We start from the raw sequence: 16,019 nt of genomic DNA on the forward strand, positions 1-16,019 counted from the left end.
GGCGCTCAGCGACCGGGCTGGTCGAGCGTGAAGTTGAAGACACCCGAGTCGAAGTGGTTGTACGACTCGTAATCGATGAGCTCGTAGAGATCCGCGCGATGCTGCATCTCTCCGAGCATCGACGTGAGATGCCCGTCCGTGTTCAGCGTATCGAGCGCGCGGCCCGCCGCGCCCATCGCGGTGCGCAGCAGCGACACCGGCCAGATGACGATGCTGACGCCCGCGCTCTGCAGCTGAGACGTCGAGAAGAGCTCGCTCTTCCCGAACTCGGTCATGTTGGCGAGGATCGGCACGTCGAGCGCGTTCGCCATCGCCTCGAACTCCGAGAGCTCGCGCATCGCCTCGGGGAAGATCGCATCCGCACCCGCATCCACGAGCGCCTTCGCGCGGTCGATCGCGGCATCCAAGCCCTCGATCGCCCGGATGTCGGTGCGCGCCATGAGCAGGAAGTTCTCGTCGCGGCGCGCATCGGCGGCGGCGCGGATGCGCTTGATCGCCGTGCTCTCGTCGACCACGCTCTTGCCGTCGAGGTGCCCGCAGCGCTTGGGGTTCACCTGGTCTTCGATGTGCATGCCGGCGAGTCCGGCATCCTCGAGCTCCTGGATGGTGCGCGCGACGTTCATCGGCTCGCCGAACCCGGTGTCGGCATCGACGATCGCGGGCAGATCGGTCATGCGGGCGATCTGCTTGGCACGGCCGGCGACCTCGGTGAGCGTCGTGAGTCCGATGTCGGGGAGCCCCAGGTCGGCCGAGAGCACGGCGCCCGAGATGTAGACGCCCTCGAAGCCCTTCTCAGCGATCAGGCGCGCGCTCAGCGGATTGAACGCACCGGGGAAACGCAGCAGCTCGCCGCTCGCGAGGCGCTCGCGCAGCACGCGGCGCTTCTCGGCCGGGGTGGTGGTGGAGTACAGCATCAGAAGAGGCCCTTCGGAGCGTCCGCGGCGTCGAGCAGGCCGGGCTTCGCGACGATCGACAGCTCGCCGACCTCGGCCGCGGTCAGCTCGGGCAGGCGCTGCACGAGTTCGAGGAAGCGCTCGATCTCGGCGGACTCGAGCACGGGCTCGGCCAGCAGCCGGAACTTGGCGATGTAGTTCTCGCGGGCGAAGGGGCGGGCGCCGAGCGGGTGCGCGTCGGCCACGGCGATCTCATCGACGACGGTCGAGCCGTCGGTCAGACGGAACTCGACACGACCGCCGAACGCCTTCACGTCCGGGTCCTCGGAGTGGTAGCGACGGGTCCACTCGGCATCCTCGGCCGTGGTGATCTTGTGCCACAGCGCGACGGTGTCTTCCCGACCCGCGCGCGACGGAGCGTAGGAGTCGACGTGGTGCCAGCCGCCGTCCTGCAGCGCGACCGCGAAGATGTACGGGATGGAGTGGTCGAGCGTCTCGCGCGACGCCGTCGGGTCGTACTTCTGCGGGTCGTTCGCTCCCGAGCCGATCACGTAGTGCGTGTGGTGGCTGGTGTGCAGCACGATCGCCTCGATGTTCGCCGGGTCGCGGAGGGCCGGGTTCTCGGTGCCGAGCTTGCGGGCCAGATCGATCCACGCCTGTGCCTGGTACTCGGCCGAGTGCTCCTTCGTGTACGAGTCGAGGACCGCGCGCTTCGCCTCACCGGCGGCGGGCAGAGGCACCTCGTACGCGGCATCCTTGCCGTCGAGCATCCATGCGATCACGCCGTCCTCCCCCTCGTAGATCGGGGCGGGGCTGGTCTGACCGCGCATCGCCCGGTCGACCGCCTCGACGGCCATCTTGCCGGCGAAGGCCGGGGCGTGCGCCTTCCACGTCGAGATCTCGCCCTTGCGGCTCTGGCGGGTGGCGGTGGTGGTGTGCAGCCCCTGGCCGACGGCCTGGTAGATCGTCTCGACGTCGAGCCCGAGGAGCGTGCCGATGCCGGCGGCGGCCGACGGGCCGAGGTGGGCGACGTGGTCGATCTTGTGCTTGTGCAGGCAGATCGCGCGCACGAGGTCCATCTGGATCTCGTAACCGGTCGCGATGCCGCGCACGAGCGCCCGACCATCGGCGCCGGTGTGCTGCGCGACCGCGAGGATCGGCGGGATGTTGTCGCCGGGGTGCGAGTACTCGGCGGCGAGGAAGGTGTCGTGGTAGTCGAGCTCGCGCACGGCCACGCCGTTCGCCCAGGCCGCCCACTCGGGGCTGGTGCGGTGGTCGAGGGCCGGGCCGAAGAGGTTGGCGCCGACGCCGCCGGTCGAGACCGGGTGGCTGAACGCCTGCGCACGGGCGGCGTTGATCGGGGCGCGGGTGAGGGAGGCCGCCGCCACCGAAGCGTTGTCGATGATGCGGTTGATGATCATGTCGACGACCGGCTGCTCGACCTCGACCGGGTCGGCGGCGACCTCGGCGATCTTCCAGGCGAGCTGGTCTTCGCGGGCGAGGTTCTCGTCGCTGCGGTGGACGCGGACGTGGTGGGTGACGGTCATGGTCTTCCTTCGGTCGCGGGGGCTGTCGCCGGATCGGCGGGGAGGGAGTCGAGGATGCCGGTGAGCGCGTTGTGCAGGTGCACGTGCGTGGCGTGGGCGGCGAGGTCGCCGTCGCGGGCGGCAAGCGCCCGGGCGATCGTGCGGTGCTCCGAGGCGGATGCCGCGAGCCGGTCGGGCTTGTCGCGGGCCATGCGCCGCACGCGCACGAGGTGCGTGCGCACGGTGCGCAGCGCGGCGGCGATGTAGTCGTTGGAGACGGCCGCATCGAGGGCCGCGTCGAAGCGGCCGATCAGGGCGTAGTAGGCGTCGCGGCCTTCGCTCGCTACGAGATCGACGTGCGCGAACTCCTCGGCGAGTGCGGCGAAGACGGCGGCGTCTCCGCGGGTGGCGGCGAGGCGGGCCGAGGTCTCTTCGAGCGCGCGGCGGATCTCGAAGAGCTCGCGGATGTCATCCGCATCGAGGTCGGCCACGACCGTGACGCGCGGCGACTGCTGCACGACGAGTCCGTCGGCGGCCAGACGACGCAGGGCTTCGCGGAGCGGTGTGCGGCTGACGCCGAGCCGCGCGGCCTGCTCGACCTCTCCGAGGACCGAGCCCGCGGGGAGAGCCCCGGACTGGATGCCGTCGAGCAGCGCCGCGTAGGCGCGATCGCCGGCGGTGGTGCGCTCGGCGGAGAGTGTCATGACTTTAGTGTATACACAAAGGCGTCCGTGCGGCGCTCTTCGACTGCGAGCAAGCACCTGACGTATACACTCCGCGGCTGCTCACGCCTTCTGGCGCGAGTAAGGATGCCAGTGGGCCGTGAGCGCTGCGATCATCGCGCCGCCGGCCGGCGTCTGCTCGGGCACGGGCTCGAGCACGATCCCCTCGGCTGCGAGATCGGCGAGCACTGCTGTGCGGAGCGCGACGATGCGCGCGCTGTCTTCGACGCCCAGCTCTTCGGATGCGTTGGCCTGGATCTCCGCTGCGCGTGCATCGAGTTCGGGTTGCATGCGCTCGACGGCGACGTTGATCACCGTGTCGATCTCGAGCCTCTCCTCGGGGCGCAGCATCCGCACGAGCAGCACGAGCAGCATTCCGCCCACGCCGATCACTCCCCCGGCGATCACCAGCGGCAGCACCCACATCTCCGGACGGGAGAGCTGGAAGGCGACGGCGGCGCCGAGGGCGATCGCGAGGCCGATCTGCATCCGCACGGCGGCCCAGTTCCACGGACGCCAGCCGGTGGCGGCGAGGACCATGAGGTCCGCCAGCGCGGAGAATCCGACGAGCACCGCGAGCAGTACCTCCGTCTGCGCGGGGTCGCTGCGGAACCCGCTGGCAACGGCGGCGGACACCGCTCCCGCGAGGAGGGCGGCGAACAGCACGAAGATCGCCCATCCACCATGCGGACTCCGGGCGCCGTACTCCCGTCGCATCCGCCGTCGGCACTCGCGCCAGGCCTCGACGGCCGCCGCGTGCGCCTCTTCCCAGACCCGCAAAGCGAGGTCGGGGTGTCCGACCACGCCGAACGCCGTGCGCTCGACCTCTTTCGCATCGATATGCGCACGGTTCGTCGGCAGGTTCGAACAGGTGCGGGCGACCTGCTCGGCGAGGCCCTCAGGCATCGGATGCGCGGAGAACTTCAGGTATCCACGTATCCAAGAGGACTGCGATGATCACACCACCTGCCGGCGCGCTCGCATCTACCGGCCCCCCGGCAGGAACCGGTCCTCGGGACCCGACGATGCTCGCCTGTTCCGACGCAGTCAGTTGCGCGGCGAGGTCGGCCCGCATCCGCTGTTCAGTAGCCGCCACTTCGGGGCGCATGCGATCAAGCGCCACATTGATGGCCGTGTCGATCTCTTCCGCGCCCTCCGGGTCGGCGGCGCGTACCACGAAGTAGGTGATGAGTGCACCGATGCCGATCACCGCGGCGCCGATCACGACGGGCGCGGTCGGCAGGCCGCGCGACACCTGGAACGCAGCAGCGAGGACGAGGGCAATCGTGACGATCACCTGAGATCGAAGCGTGCCCTGACTCATCGGACGGAAGCGACTCGAAAGGACCACGAGAAGATCGCCGATCGCAGCTATCGCCGCAAGTGCGGCGGCGATCGTCCCTGTTTCCGCAGGGTTGAATCGGAATCCGCTGGTGAGCACCGCTGCGACGGCCGCGCAGAGCGCGGCCCCGAGCAGGGTGAAGGAAGCCCAACCCCATCGCGGGTACCGTGCACCATATCGAGCCCGCAACCCTGCCCAACAGTCGCGCCGCGCCTTGTCTGCAGCCTCCCGGGCTGCGTGCCAGGTCTCGAGAGCGAGGTCCTTGCGACCCACCCGCTCGAAAGCGTTCACCTCCGCCGTCGCAGCATCCAAGAGTTCGCGCTGTGCGGGCCGTGTCGATGTGCGCTCAGTCGACATTCTCATCTCCTTCTACGTCGAACGTCGCCACCACCTGCTCGGCGAGCCCCTGAACCGCGGCTGCCGCGAGAGGCGTCAAAGACGACAGCGCGGCCACGACGCAGCGCCCGCGAACGTCCGCCACGTAGACGGTCGACACGGTCTGCGGCAGTGCGACCTCTGTGTCGCCGACAGCGCCCTGCTCATCGAAGAGGGTGACTCGCCACCCCGCGACGCCGCCGAAGTCGAGCGGCAGCGCCTCGCCCGGCCAGGGACTGGGCACGAGCGCCTCGGCGATGCCGACCGCACCCTGGCCCGTCGCGGGCGCGGGCACGCCGTCGAGCGCCGCGATCCCGAGCATCGCGTACAGCTCTGCGGACGGATCGCACAGCAAAAGCACGGCGCTCAGCGCCGTGTCCACGCGCGCTCCCATCGCCAGAGCGGATGCCGTGGCCACAGCTTCGCGCGCGTTCTCCGGCGCGGACGCGACCTGCCGCTCGTACCAGGCGGCGGCCTCGTCGACTCCGGGAACGGTCTGCCAGATCTCGGGATCGGCCTGCATCGTCAGCTCAGCCACGTCGCCACCGCACGCTGGCCACGATGCTGTCGCAGAGGAGCGAAATCGCGTTCATCGCTTCATCGGGCAGCTGCGCGCCGTCGGCGCCACGCAGGATCTGCGAGCGGAACATCAGCCCGACCGTCGGGTGTCCGGGAACCGGGATCAGATATCCCGAACCGGCGATATCGACCTCACCTCCCTCGACCTCACTGCGCTGATCCGCATCCCACCGGAGGATCGTACCCGCGGGATCGAGCGGGGCCGCACCTCGGTTCGCGATCAGGCCGCTCCCGACGTCCTGCAGCGAACCCCCGCCGGGTGCGCGCAGCCACGACGCGACGAGACTCACCGGCACGAAATTCTTCGGGTCGGCGCCTGCCGGCGCGAAGACGCGCACGATCTCGGCGCGAGAGGCATCCGCACGCGCCGTCGCCATCATCTCCTCGACCCGCGCACGCATGACCGCCCGGTTCGCGACCGGGAACTGATCGAGAACCGCGTCGAGCCGGGGGCGCATCGAAGTGAAAGAAGCATCAGTGGCCTCCCACCCTGGGGGCAGCAGGACGGCGAACGCGGGCATGCCCGCGGATCCACCGACGAGTTCGGCGCGCAACGACATCGGGAGCCTCCCTGGTATCGACCGGCGTCGAATGCCGGTATCGAGCCTACTGGCTCTAGCTCAGCGCACTGTTGAGGCCGGTGAGGGTACCGAGGATTCTCACATACACATCCGTCGCCCCGCCGATCGCCTGCGCGGCGTTGGTCGGGTTGCCGGCAAGCGCCTGCCAACCCGCACGCCACCCTCCGACCAGTTCGTTGCCCTGAGTGAGGAACCTCGGGGTGTAGAGCATTCGCATGAGGTTCTGCGAGTTGAGCCCGTGAGCCCCCTCGAAGAGGTCGGGAATCCGCGTCTTCAGGAAGTCGTCGAGTTTGCCGGCGTACTGCGCGAAATCATCGCCACCGATACGGAAGATGGCGGCGATCGTCGGGAACTTACCGGGATTGATGAAGGTCGCGAACTTCGCGAGCTTGCCGAACGGGATGATGCCGATCGCCGCGAGAGCCACACTCTGCCAATCGCCACGGCCGGCGTTGAGCTTGGCGATCTCGCCCAGCAGGCTGAGCACGCCAGCCACGGCGGCGAGCACGCCCGCCAGGAGGGCGAGAGGACCCGTGACGACGAACGCGACGATGATGAGAAGGATGCCGACGACGAGCAGCACCGCGAGCATGGCCTCGACGAACGGCATCGAGTTGTCCCAGAAGCTGTCGGAGACACCGTCCTCGTTGACCTGCTCGAGACTCGAGCAGGAGGTCTCGTAGGCGTTCTCCCACGTCTCGGTCGGGGCGTCGAAGCCCGACCAGTAGTACTCCCAATCCTCGACGGCGGAGTCGAAGGCGGCCTGCTCCGAAGCATCCGTGGGCGCCGTGCCAGTCTGCTCGACGTCGTTGCGCTCGTTGCGCTCCCACTCGAGTCGGTCGGCGGTGGCGCCGCCGAGCGCAGTCGACGCGGCCCTGACCTCCTGCCAGGTGCGCTCCGCTCCACTCACCCGCCAGCCGGTCTCGCCCTGCGCGGTCGAGAGGCTGCGCCCGTAGGCGGCGAGCGCCTCTCCGCTCGGCCGGTACCGCGACGCCGCGGTCGACAGGTCGGCGTGGACCTTCTTCGCCTGCTCGCGGATCGCCTCGAACGACTCCCCCTTGCCGACCGTCCCGTCGGCGAAGAGTTCGAGGGTGCGTGCGGCGCGGGCCATCTTCTCGCCGAGGGCCTCGATGTCGGCGGCGTGCGCGGCGATCGCGCCGGGGTCACCGTCGATCGTGCGCACCTCGCGTCGGCCGGGGGTGTGCGGCATCTCGGCCTGCGAGTAGATGTAGGAGTTCTCGGTCATTCCTGCGTCTCCATGCTCCGGGCGAGTTCGTTGTCGGCTTCGATCCACCCGTCGCGGGCATCGTCGATGCGGGTCTTCATCTCTTCGAGCTCCCGGCGCAGCGTCTCGCGCTTGTCGTCCCAGGCGGACTCGAACTCGTCGGCGGCACGGGAGAGCCGCGTGTCGCCCATCGGCTCGTCGATCGCCTCGAGCAACCGTCCGGTCCGGGCACCAGCGCCCGCTTCGCCGAACTCCGCCATGATCGCCCCGAGAGCCGTGCTCAGCTCCCGCATCGACTCCAGCGGGATCTCCACCCCATCAGCCATATCGCCCCTCCGATTCCGAGCACCAGCATAAAGGCGAGGGTCGCGGGGTCGCGATGGGGAGAAGGACCCATCCCCTTCCGATCGATGAGGTTTCAGCGCCCCTCCGGCACCGGCTCGACGAATTCCGCGGGCGGCGCGGGCTCGCCGAGCTTCACCACGACGACGCCCGCGAGCACGAGCGCTCCGCCCAGTGCCTGCAGCAGATCGGGCAGTTGCCCCAGCAGCAGCCAGCCGAACAGCAGCGCGGCGACGACCTCGGCGAGCGCGACGAACGAGGCCAGCCTCGATCCGAGCATCCGCGTCGAGGCGATCCCCAAGAGATAGGCGAGGGCCGTCGCGAGCACGCCCATCGCGAGCACGGGCACGAACCACGGCACGGTGCCGAAGCGGTAGGCGATGTCGTCGGTGCTCCAGGCGATCGGGAGGATGCCGACGGCCCCGGCGATCGTGAGCCCGACCGCGCCGAGCAGCAGTCCGCTGCCGGCGAGCGCGAGCGGCGGGAGTCCGGTGTCGGCCTTGGCCGACAGCACGAAGTAGGTGGCCGCGCCGACCATCGCGCCGAGCGCCCAGAGGATGCCGGCGACGTTGACGTCGGCACCGGCGACGATGTCGAGCATGAGCACGAGGCCGACGAAGGCGATCGCGGCGCCCAGGATGCTGCGGCGGCTGGGCTTCTCGCCCCGGCGGATCCAGAGCCAGAGGATGACGGCGACCGGCGCCGTGTACTCGATGAGCAGGGCGAGCCCGACGTCCATGACGGCGACGGCCTGGAAGTAGAACAGCTGCGTCGCGGTGACGGCGAGCAGTCCGTAGGCGGCGATGATCCCGGCGTTGCGGCGCAGCAGGTGCCAGCGCCCGCGCAGGGTGAGGATCGTCGGGATGAGGAGCGCGAGGGCGGCGACCCAGATGCGCGCGGTGACGGCGGCGCCGGGCGTCCACCCGGCGTCGATCAGACCGCGCGCCCACCCACCCGACATGCCGAACGCGAAGGCGGCGCCGATCGCCAGCGGGAGACCCAGCTTGACGCCGCGCGCCGTCCGCACGTCATCGGTCACAGTGCTCATGGCAGGTGACGCTACTCGCGGCGAATGTAAGATGTCAATATGATCTTCACCGATGACACGACGGATGCCCTGCAGGCATCCGTCTGGCTCGTGAACTCCGCCGAGCACCCCGACACGCTCGAGACCCTCGCCGACGAGGAGACGTTCCTCGAGGAGTTCCCCTACACCGGCCGACTCGACCGGGACGAGGCCGAACTCGCCGATCTGCGCAGCATCCGTCCGCGCCTGCGCACCCTGCTGCTCGCGCCGCGCGACGAGATGGCCGAACGCGTGAACGACGTGCTCACCGACACCCCCGTCGCGCCGCAGCTCGTGCGCCACGGCGACACCGACTGGCACCTGCACGCCGTCGGCGACGAACGGCCTCTCGCCGAACGCGTGCTGATCGAGACCGCGATGGCCCTGGTCGACGTGATCCGGCAGGACGAGGGCTCCCGCCTCTCGATCTGCGACGACGAGACCTGCGAGGCGATCGCCCTCGACCTCAGCCGCAACCGGTCCAAGCGCTACTGCTCCCCCACCTGCGCGAACCGCAACGCGGTGGCCGCGTACCGCGCCCGGCAGGCGGAGGGATAGCTGCGCACCTGCGCAGCAGACCACGCGCAGATGGATGTAGACGCCAACCTGTAGTAACAGGTATGCTCACCTGTAATGACAGGTTGTGGCGCGATGCCCGACCAGCAATGACGCTGCGCGACGAGGAGCACCGATGCCCACCTTCCACACCCCGCCGATCCAGCCGATGGCGATCGCCTTCGACGCCGAGAAGCTGACCCTCTCGCCCGAGGGCCCCACTCTCACCCGGCGGATGTCGGACCTCGAGGGACTCTTCCTCGACCACGACGCCTGGAAGGCCGCAGCCGAGGGCGACAACCCGGTCGTCTACACCGTCGTCAGCTCGCCCGTGCCCGAGACCGATCGCGAGCTGCCCCAGTCGATCACCACGATCATGCCCGGCGACACCTCCGGCGAGCTCTGGATGACCAAGGGCCACCAGCACCCGAACCACCAGGGCGAGATCTACCTCGCGCTCAAGGGTCGCGGCGGGCTGCTCATGTTCGACGGCGAGCGCACCGAATGGCTCGACATGCTGCCCGGCACCATCGGGTACATCCCGCCGGGTTGGGCCCACCGCTCGATCAACACCGGCGACGAGCCCTACGCGTTCCTCGCGGTGTACCCCGGCGGCGCCGGTCACGACTACGGCTGGGTGCTCGAACACGGCATGGGATCCCGCGCCTACCGCGGCACCGACGGCTCGGCCGACCTGCGCCCGTACACGACCGCGAGCTGAGCCGGCCATGCTGATCGCCCACGACCTCGGCACCACGGGGAACAAGGCTTCGCTGCACCACGACGACGGGCGCCTGGTCTCATCGGTCACGGTGCCCTACCCCGCGCACTTCGCCGCGGGCGGTGTCGCCGAGCAGAACCCGCTCGACTGGTGGAACGCGGTCGTCGAGGCGACCCGCACCCTGCTCGCGAAGACCGGCACCCTCCCCACCGAGGTCGCGGGTCTCGTCGTGGGCGGTCAGATGATGGGCGCCGTGCTGCTCGACGCCGACGGCGAGCCCGCCCGCCCGGCGATCATCTGGGCCGACACCCGCTCGGGCGCGCAGCAGCGCGAGCTCGAGCAGGCGCTCGGCGCCGAGCACGCCTACGGCATCCTGGGCCACCGGCTGAACCCCACCTACTCGGTCGAGAAGATCATGTGGGTGCGCGACAACGAGCCCGACGTCTGGGCGCGTGTGCGCCGGTTCTGCATCGCGAAGGACTTCATCGTGCTGCGCCTCACCGGTCGCCTCGCGACCGACCGCTCCGACGCCTCGGGCACCAACGCCTACGACCAGCGCACCGGCACGTGGTCGAGCGAGGTGCTGCAGGCGGCACGTCTCGACCCCGCGCTGTTCCCCGAGATCCTCGACTCCACCGCGATCGCGGGCCCGCTGACGGATGCCGCGGCCGAGGCCCTCGGCCTGCACACGGGCGTGCGCGTGGTGATGGGTGGCGGCGACGGCCCGCTCGCCGCGGTCGGCTCGGGCGTGGTCGCGCCGGAGGACGGCGCCTACGTGTGCCTGGGCACCTCGTCGTGGATCTCGTTCGCCGCGGATGCGCCGCTGCACGACCCGGCGATGCGCACCTTCACGTTCGACAACGTCGTGCCGGGGTCTTTCGTGCCCACCGCCACGATGCAGGCGGGCGGAGCATCCGTCCAGTGGATCGCCGAGGCGCTCTCGGCCGACCCGGCGCACCCCGACACGGGGCGGCTCACCGCCGAGGCATCCGCCGACGTCGACACCGACGAGCTCTATTTCCTGCCCTACCTGCTCGGCGAGCGCTCCCCCCTGTGGGATCCGGACGCCCGCGGCGCCTTCGTGGGTCTCGCCCGTCACCACACCCGTGCGCACCTCGTGCGCTCGGTGCTCGAGGGCACCGCGTTCAACCTGCTCACCTGCATCCAGGCGTTCCGCGCCTCGGGCGCCACGATCGACCGCATCGACGCGGTCGGCGGCGGCGCGCAGAGCGATGTGTACCTCTCGGTGCTCGCCGATGTGTGGGGCGTGCCGGTGCGCCGTCGCACCATCGTCGAAGAGGCGAACAGCCTCGGCGCCGCGGTCACGGGCGCCGTCGGCCTCGGCCTCGCCGACTTCTCGGCCGCCCGCGCGCTCAGCGAGGTCACCGCCGAGTTCACGCCCGACCCTGCCCGCCACGCGGTCTACGCCCAGCGCCACGCGCGCTTCACCGAGGCGTACACGGCCCTCGCCCCCTGGTTCGCCGGGCGACCGAGCGTCGAAACGACGAACTGATGGGCGTCATCCTCGTCACCAGCCGTTCGTTCTCCGACGGCGACCTCGACCTGGTCGAGCGGGCGGCGGTCGCCGGGCACCGCATCCTCCGCGGCCCCGCGCACCACGACCTCGACGAGCTGCGCGTGCTGCTGCACGGGGCGGATGCCTGGATCGCCGGCACCGGCCCCGTCACCGGCGCGCATCTCGCCGCGGCGCCGAAGCTCAAGATCATCGCGCGCTACGGCGTCGGCACCGAGGCGGTCGATCTGGCCGCGGCCCGGAGCCGCGGCATCCCGGTGTCGAACACTCCCGGCGCGAATGCGGATGCCGTCGCCGATCACGCGGTCGGCCTGATGCTCGCCGCCCTGCGGTTCGTGCCCGACGGCGATCGCCGGGTGCGGGCGGGCGACTGGGGAGTGCGCCGCGGCCGTGAGCTGGGAGCGGCGACCGTGGGGATCGTGGGCTTCGGCCGCATCGGCCAGGGGGTCGCGAAGCGGTTGAGCGGATTCGGATGCCGCATCCTCGCCGCCGACCCGTTCCTCCCCGCCGAGGTCGTGCGCGCCGCGGGCGCCGCGCCCACGGCGCTCGACGAGCTGTTCGAGACGGCCGATCTGATCTCGCTGCATGCGCCGGGCGGCCAGCTGCTCGTCGATGCCGGCCGACTCGCCCGCATGCGTCGCGGCAGCGTCATCGTCAACACCGCCCGCGGCGACCTGATCGACGAGGCCGCGGTCGCCGACGCCCTGCACGACGGCATCCTCGCCGGCTACGCGGCCGACACCCTCGACGGCGACACGGCTGCGAAGAACAGCCCCCTGCTCGCCGATGCCCTCGCCGATCGGGTGATCGTCACCCCGCACCTCGGCGCCCAGACGACCCAGGCCGTCGACAACATGGGCTCCCTCTCGCTCGACGACGTGATCGCCGTGCTGAAGGGCTCCGACCCCCGCTTCCCCGTGACCGCCCCGTAGGAGAACCCGATGACCACCTCCCTTCCCGCTTCCCTCCCCGTCGACGCGGATACCGGCGCCGGGTACATGGGCTTCGTCGGCGTGAGCACCGGATCGTCGTCGATCATGCAGGTGTTCCCCCGCTGGGCCGATGTGCTGGGCCTCCCGACCCGCGAGCTGGTCGGGCACGACCTCCCGATGGACGCCACGCCCGCGCAGTACGTCGCGATGGTCGAGCAGATCCGCGACGACCCGAACCACCGGGGAGCGCTCGTCACGACCCACAAGATGAACGTGTACGCCGCGGCATCCGATCTCTTCGACGAACTCGACCCGTTCGCGGTCTCGTGCAGCGAGATCTCGAGCATCTCGAAGCGCGGCGACCGCCTCATCGGCCGCGCGAAGGACCCGATCACCGTCGACCTCGCCCTGAACGACTTCCTGCCCGCCGACCACTTCGCCCGCACGGGAGCCGAGGTCGTCATCCTCGGTGCGGGCGGATCGGGCACGGCGCTCAGCTGGGCCCTCGCCGAACGAGCGGATGCCCCGACCCGGGTGACCGTGACGGCGCGCAGCGACGAGGCGCTGGAGCACCTGCGCGCCGTCCACGCGCAGCACGGCACGGCGGAGGGACTGATCCGTTACGTGCGCACCGACTCGCCCGCGGAGGCCGCGGCCCTGGTGGCGGCGGCACCGGCGGGCTCCGTGATCGTGAACGCCACCGGCCTCGGCAAGGACCGCCCCGGCTCTCCCCTGCCCGACGACGTCGTCTTCCCCGAGAACGCGTACGTGTGGGAGTTCAACTACCGCGGATCGCTCGAGTTCCTGCACCAGGCCCGCGCTCAGGAGCAGGCGCGGTCGCTCGTCGTCGTCGACGGGTGGCGCTACTTCATCCACGGCTGGTCGCAGGTGGTCGCCGACGTGTTCGAACTCGATCTGACTCCCGAGATCGTCAAGCAGCTCGCCGAGGCGGCGGAGTTCGCGCGCCGATGATCCGCACGGTCCTCGGCGACATCGACCCGGCGCTGCTCGGGGCGACGAACTATCACGAGCACCTGTTCCAGGTGAGTCCGCTGCTGCCCGGCGACGAGCTCGACGACGAGGCGCTCTCGGGCGCCGAGGCCGAGGGTCTGCGCGACAGCGGGTTCGCCGCGATGGTCGACGCGACCCCGTTCGGGATCGGACGCGACCCCGAGGCCGTCGCACGCATCAGCGCCGCGACCGGACTGCACATCGTCGCCACGACCGGGCGTCACCGAGAGGCGCACTACGCGACGGAGCATCCCACCCGCACCTGGGGCGTCGACGCCCTGACCGCGCTGTTCGTGCGCGACATCGTGGAGGGGATGCCGGTCGACGACGCCGAGGTTCTCACCTCGCCGACCCCGCGCACCGCGCACGCTCCCGACGGAGCCCCGGTGCGCGCCGGAATCCTCAAGGGCGGGATCGACTACTGGCGCATCAGCGACTTCGAGCGCACGACCCTCGACGCCCTCGCGGCCGCGCATCGCGAGACCGGGGCGCCGATCATGGTGCACCTCGAGTTCTGCACGGCGGCCCACGAGGTGCTCGATCTGCTCGCGGCGGCGGGCGCGGCATCCGATCGGATCGTCCTCGCGCACGCCGACCGCGACCCCGACCCGGGCCTGCACGCCTCGCTCGCCGAGCGTGGCGCCTACCTCGGTTACGACGGCATGGCCCGGCCGCGCACCCGATCGGATGCCGAGCTGCTCGCCCTCACCGCCGCGGTCGTCGAACGCGGCGCCGGCGACCGGGTGCTGCTCGGCGGCGACGTCGCGCGCCGCACCCGCTACCTCGCCTACGGCGGGATGCCCGGGCTCGCCTACCTCGGCGAACGCTACGTGCCGCGCCTGCGCGCCCTCATCGGAGACGAGGCCGTGGATCGGATGCTCGTCGCCAACCCCGCCCGCCTGCTCGCACTCTCGCGCTGAACCGACCGACCTCTGGAGACACCGTTGTCCGACGCATCCGCATCTGAATCCGAACCCACCATCCTGCACGCCACCTTCACCGCCCGCCCCGGCGAGGGCGATCGCGTCGCCGAACTTCTGCGCGAGTTTTCCGTGGAAGTACAAGCAGAAACAGGTAACGTGGTCTTCGATGCCACGCGACTCGTCGACGATCCCGATCGCTTCTTCGTGTACGAGGTCTATCGCGATCACGCAGCGTTCCAGGCGCACATCTCGGCCCCGGCCGGTGTGCCGTTCAATGCGGCGCTGCAGGAACTGATCGTGGAACCCTCTTCGCAGCTCACATTCCTCCGCCGTCTCTGACGGCGGATGCAACCGGAGGATCCCCCCCTCTCTCCGGTTGGGAAAGGCCCGGTGTGTCCCCCTCGGATACCGGGCCTTTCCGGCGTCCGGGGCCCTCTCGTGGCGGGGCCCTTCGACAGGCGCAGGGACCCAGAATCTCCGTGCATCGCTCCGAAACTGGGTCGCTGAGCCTGTCGAAGCGTCCCGTACGCGCAACAACGGAGGAGAACTCGCCTTCCGCAGGAAGCATCCGCTCCTCCGGTCCTCCCGAACGCGAGATCTCCTCCCGAACGGATGCCGCAGACATCACCCGGGACGCGAAGAGGCCCCCCACCCGAAGGCGAGGGGCCTCTCGATCCGGAGATCAGATCACTGGTAGAGAACCGCAGCGATCTTGTCGTCCTCGAGGTTCGTCTTGTCGTACCAGTACGAACCCGTGTCGTAGAACTCGTCGACCGTCTCGCCGTTGGCGGCGTCGTACGCGGCCTGCACGACCTGCGCACCGATGCCGATCGGGTCCTGCGTGATGGCGCCGGCCATCGTGCCGTCCTTGATCGCGTTGATCTGGGCCGCACCGGAGTCGAATCCGACGATGGTGAGCTTGCCCTTCTCGAGGCCGAGCTCGTTGACCGCGTTCACGACGCCGATGGCGGAGCCCTCGTTGGTGCCGTAGATGCCCTTGAGGTCGGGGTGCGCGGCGATCATTGCCTTGGCGATGTCGGCCGACTTCAGGTGGTCGCCGTCGCCGTACTGGATGTCGACGATCTCGATGTCGGGGTAGTCCGACTCGATCTTCTCGACGAAGCCGTCACGACGCTCGACACCGGTCGAGTTGATCTGCGAGTGGCCGACGATGGCGACCTCGCCCTCACCGCCGATGAGCTCGGCCATGTGCTCGGCAGCCAGGGCTCCGGCGACCTTGCTGTCGGTCGCGGCGAGGCTCAGGCCCACGTCGCCGTCGCACGGTGCGTCGAAGTACACGACGGGGATGTCGGCGGCCTTGGCCTTGTCGAGGTAGGGCACGCAGGCCTCGGGGTCGAGCGCGGCGTACGCGATCGCCGCCGGCTTCTTGTCGATGGCGGTCTGCAGCATCTGCAGCTGCGCGTCGACCTCGGTCTCGGCGGCGGGGCCCTCGAAGGTGATGGTGACGCCGAGCTCGGCGGCCTTCTCCTCCGCGCCCTTCTTGACGGCCTGCCAGAACTGGTGCTGGAAGCCCTTCGAGACGAGGGCGATGTACATCTCGTCACCACTGCCGGCGTCGCCACCGGCGTCGCCGCCGCCCGCGTTGCTCGAGCAGCCTGCCACGACGATCGCCGCCGAGGCGATCAGAGCCGCGAACGCGGCCTTCTTTCCGAACTTCATGGAAACTCCGTT

General features: G+C 70.2%; 18 protein-coding genes. 7 read left to right on the forward strand and 11 right to left on the reverse strand.

Going from position 1 to position 16,019, the window contains the following annotated elements:
* Positions 1 to 5: 5 nt before the first annotated feature.
* From prpB to ACZ5Y9_RS16205, 10 genes are all read right to left on the reverse strand, one after another.
* Positions 6 to 914 (reverse strand): methylisocitrate lyase, encoded by a 909-nt coding sequence (prpB, locus tag ACZ5Y9_RS16160; protein ID WP_247956958.1) that lies wholly within the window; start codon positions 912 to 914, stop codon positions 6 to 8.
* On the reverse strand, positions 914 to 2,440 hold the full coding sequence (locus ACZ5Y9_RS16165) for an MmgE/PrpD family protein (protein ID WP_464471833.1): 1,527 nt from the start codon (positions 2,438 to 2,440) through the stop codon (positions 914 to 916). Before ACZ5Y9_RS16165 ends, prpB begins: the two co-directional genes overlap by 1 nt.
* A complete protein-coding gene (locus ACZ5Y9_RS16170; protein ID WP_464471834.1) occupies positions 2,437 to 3,123 on the reverse strand; it encodes a GntR family transcriptional regulator in 687 nt (228 codons plus the stop codon). Before ACZ5Y9_RS16170 ends, ACZ5Y9_RS16165 begins: the two co-directional genes overlap by 4 nt.
* Before the next feature lie 81 nt (positions 3,124 to 3,204).
* Positions 3,205 to 4,047 (reverse strand): hypothetical protein, encoded by an 843-nt coding sequence (locus ACZ5Y9_RS16175; RefSeq protein WP_464471835.1) that lies wholly within the window; start codon positions 4,045 to 4,047, stop codon positions 3,205 to 3,207.
* Positions 4,040 to 4,840: a hypothetical protein gene (locus ACZ5Y9_RS16180; protein WP_464471836.1), complete on the reverse strand. Its 801-nt coding sequence runs from the start codon at positions 4,838 to 4,840 to the stop codon at positions 4,040 to 4,042. The genes ACZ5Y9_RS16175 and ACZ5Y9_RS16180 overlap by 8 nt, the downstream gene beginning before the upstream one ends.
* A complete protein-coding gene (locus tag ACZ5Y9_RS16185; RefSeq protein ID WP_464471837.1) occupies positions 4,830 to 5,396 on the reverse strand; it encodes a hypothetical protein in 567 nt (188 codons plus the stop codon). The genes ACZ5Y9_RS16180 and ACZ5Y9_RS16185 overlap by 11 nt, the downstream gene beginning before the upstream one ends.
* Positions 5,389 to 5,997 carry a hypothetical protein gene (locus ACZ5Y9_RS16190; protein ID WP_464471838.1) on the reverse strand — a complete coding sequence of 203 codons (609 nt, stop codon included), beginning with the start codon at positions 5,995 to 5,997 and terminating at the stop codon, positions 5,389 to 5,391. Before ACZ5Y9_RS16190 ends, ACZ5Y9_RS16185 begins: the two co-directional genes overlap by 8 nt.
* 55 nt (positions 5,998 to 6,052) lie before the next feature.
* On the reverse strand, positions 6,053 to 7,264 hold the full coding sequence (locus ACZ5Y9_RS16195) for a hypothetical protein (RefSeq protein ID WP_464471839.1): 1,212 nt from the start codon (positions 7,262 to 7,264) through the stop codon (positions 6,053 to 6,055).
* Complete coding sequence (locus ACZ5Y9_RS16200) at positions 7,261 to 7,569, reverse strand: hypothetical protein (RefSeq protein WP_247624463.1); 309 nt, start codon at positions 7,567 to 7,569, stop codon at positions 7,261 to 7,263. The genes ACZ5Y9_RS16195 and ACZ5Y9_RS16200 overlap by 4 nt, the downstream gene beginning before the upstream one ends.
* A 92-nt stretch (positions 7,570 to 7,661) precedes the next feature.
* Positions 7,662 to 8,633, reverse strand: coding sequence for an EamA family transporter (locus tag ACZ5Y9_RS16205; RefSeq protein ID WP_464471840.1), 972 nt, complete (start codon positions 8,631 to 8,633; stop codon positions 7,662 to 7,664).
* Positions 8,634 to 8,672: 39 nt separating this feature from the next.
* Between ACZ5Y9_RS16205 and ACZ5Y9_RS16210 the strand changes: the two genes are divergently transcribed.
* The 7 genes from ACZ5Y9_RS16210 to ACZ5Y9_RS16240 all read left to right on the forward strand — a co-directional run bounded on the left by ACZ5Y9_RS16210 (position 8,673) and on the right by ACZ5Y9_RS16240 (position 14,666).
* Positions 8,673 to 9,209 (forward strand): CGNR zinc finger domain-containing protein, encoded by a 537-nt coding sequence (locus ACZ5Y9_RS16210; protein WP_464471841.1) that lies wholly within the window; start codon positions 8,673 to 8,675, stop codon positions 9,207 to 9,209.
* 133 nt (positions 9,210 to 9,342) lie between these two features.
* Entirely contained in the window at positions 9,343 to 9,927 is a 585-nt protein-coding gene (locus tag ACZ5Y9_RS16215; protein WP_247624460.1) for a glucose-6-phosphate isomerase family protein, read from the forward strand.
* A gap of 7 nt (positions 9,928 to 9,934) precedes the next feature.
* Complete coding sequence (gene xylB / locus ACZ5Y9_RS16220) at positions 9,935 to 11,440, forward strand: xylulokinase (protein ID WP_464471842.1); 1,506 nt, start codon at positions 9,935 to 9,937, stop codon at positions 11,438 to 11,440.
* Positions 11,440 to 12,393: a phosphoglycerate dehydrogenase gene (locus ACZ5Y9_RS16225; protein WP_464471843.1), complete on the forward strand. Its 954-nt coding sequence runs from the start codon at positions 11,440 to 11,442 to the stop codon at positions 12,391 to 12,393. Before xylB ends, ACZ5Y9_RS16225 begins: the two co-directional genes overlap by 1 nt.
* Before the next feature lie 9 nt (positions 12,394 to 12,402).
* A complete protein-coding gene (locus tag ACZ5Y9_RS16230; protein ID WP_464471844.1) occupies positions 12,403 to 13,365 on the forward strand; it encodes a shikimate dehydrogenase family protein in 963 nt (320 codons plus the stop codon).
* Positions 13,362 to 14,324: a phosphotriesterase family protein gene (locus ACZ5Y9_RS16235; RefSeq protein WP_464471845.1), complete on the forward strand. Its 963-nt coding sequence runs from the start codon at positions 13,362 to 13,364 to the stop codon at positions 14,322 to 14,324. Before ACZ5Y9_RS16230 ends, ACZ5Y9_RS16235 begins: the two co-directional genes overlap by 4 nt.
* A 24-nt stretch (positions 14,325 to 14,348) precedes the next feature.
* The gene (locus ACZ5Y9_RS16240; protein WP_247624455.1) at positions 14,349 to 14,666 is read left to right on the forward strand and encodes a putative quinol monooxygenase; all 318 of its coding nucleotides are present in this window, start codon (positions 14,349 to 14,351) and stop codon (positions 14,664 to 14,666) included.
* A 348-nt stretch (positions 14,667 to 15,014) separates the two neighbouring features.
* Here ACZ5Y9_RS16240 and ACZ5Y9_RS16245 read toward each other — a convergent pair whose 3' ends face one another.
* A complete protein-coding gene (locus ACZ5Y9_RS16245; RefSeq protein ID WP_247624454.1) occupies positions 15,015 to 16,007 on the reverse strand; it encodes an ABC transporter substrate-binding protein in 993 nt (330 codons plus the stop codon).
* Positions 16,008 to 16,019: the final 12 nt, after the last annotated feature.

The organism is Microbacterium sp. T3-8, assembly GCF_055398145.1.

Bases quoted from the DNA above. Each gene is read 5' to 3' on its own strand.
- prpB (WP_247956958.1), bottom strand. From the start codon at position 914: ATGCTGTACTCCACCACCACCCCGGCCGAGAAGCGCCGCGTGCTGCGC.
- ACZ5Y9_RS16165 (WP_464471833.1), bottom strand. From the start codon at position 2,440: ATGACCGTCACCCACCACGTCCGCGTCCACCGCAGCGACGAGAACCTC.
- ACZ5Y9_RS16170 (WP_464471834.1), bottom strand. From the start codon at position 3,123: ATGACACTCTCCGCCGAGCGCACCACCGCCGGCGATCGCGCCTACGCG.
- ACZ5Y9_RS16175 (WP_464471835.1), bottom strand. From the start codon at position 4,047: ATGCCTGAGGGCCTCGCCGAGCAGGTCGCCCGCACCTGTTCGAACCTG.
- ACZ5Y9_RS16180 (WP_464471836.1), bottom strand. From the start codon at position 4,840: ATGTCGACTGAGCGCACATCGACACGGCCCGCACAGCGCGAACTCTTG.
- ACZ5Y9_RS16190 (WP_464471838.1), bottom strand. From the start codon at position 5,997: ATGTCGTTGCGCGCCGAACTCGTCGGTGGATCCGCGGGCATGCCCGCG.
- ACZ5Y9_RS16195 (WP_464471839.1), bottom strand. From the start codon at position 7,264: ATGACCGAGAACTCCTACATCTACTCGCAGGCCGAGATGCCGCACACC.
- ACZ5Y9_RS16200 (WP_247624463.1), bottom strand. From the start codon at position 7,569: ATGGCTGATGGGGTGGAGATCCCGCTGGAGTCGATGCGGGAGCTGAGC.
- ACZ5Y9_RS16205 (WP_464471840.1), bottom strand. From the start codon at position 8,633: ATGAGCACTGTGACCGATGACGTGCGGACGGCGCGCGGCGTCAAGCTG.
- ACZ5Y9_RS16210 (WP_464471841.1), top strand. From the start codon at position 8,673: ATGATCTTCACCGATGACACGACGGATGCCCTGCAGGCATCCGTCTGG.
- ACZ5Y9_RS16215 (WP_247624460.1), top strand. From the start codon at position 9,343: ATGCCCACCTTCCACACCCCGCCGATCCAGCCGATGGCGATCGCCTTC.
- xylB (WP_464471842.1), top strand. From the start codon at position 9,935: ATGCTGATCGCCCACGACCTCGGCACCACGGGGAACAAGGCTTCGCTG.
- ACZ5Y9_RS16225 (WP_464471843.1), top strand. From the start codon at position 11,440: ATGGGCGTCATCCTCGTCACCAGCCGTTCGTTCTCCGACGGCGACCTC.
- ACZ5Y9_RS16230 (WP_464471844.1), top strand. From the start codon at position 12,403: ATGACCACCTCCCTTCCCGCTTCCCTCCCCGTCGACGCGGATACCGGC.
- ACZ5Y9_RS16235 (WP_464471845.1), top strand. From the start codon at position 13,362: ATGATCCGCACGGTCCTCGGCGACATCGACCCGGCGCTGCTCGGGGCG.
- ACZ5Y9_RS16245 (WP_247624454.1), bottom strand. From the start codon at position 16,007: ATGAAGTTCGGAAAGAAGGCCGCGTTCGCGGCTCTGATCGCCTCGGCG.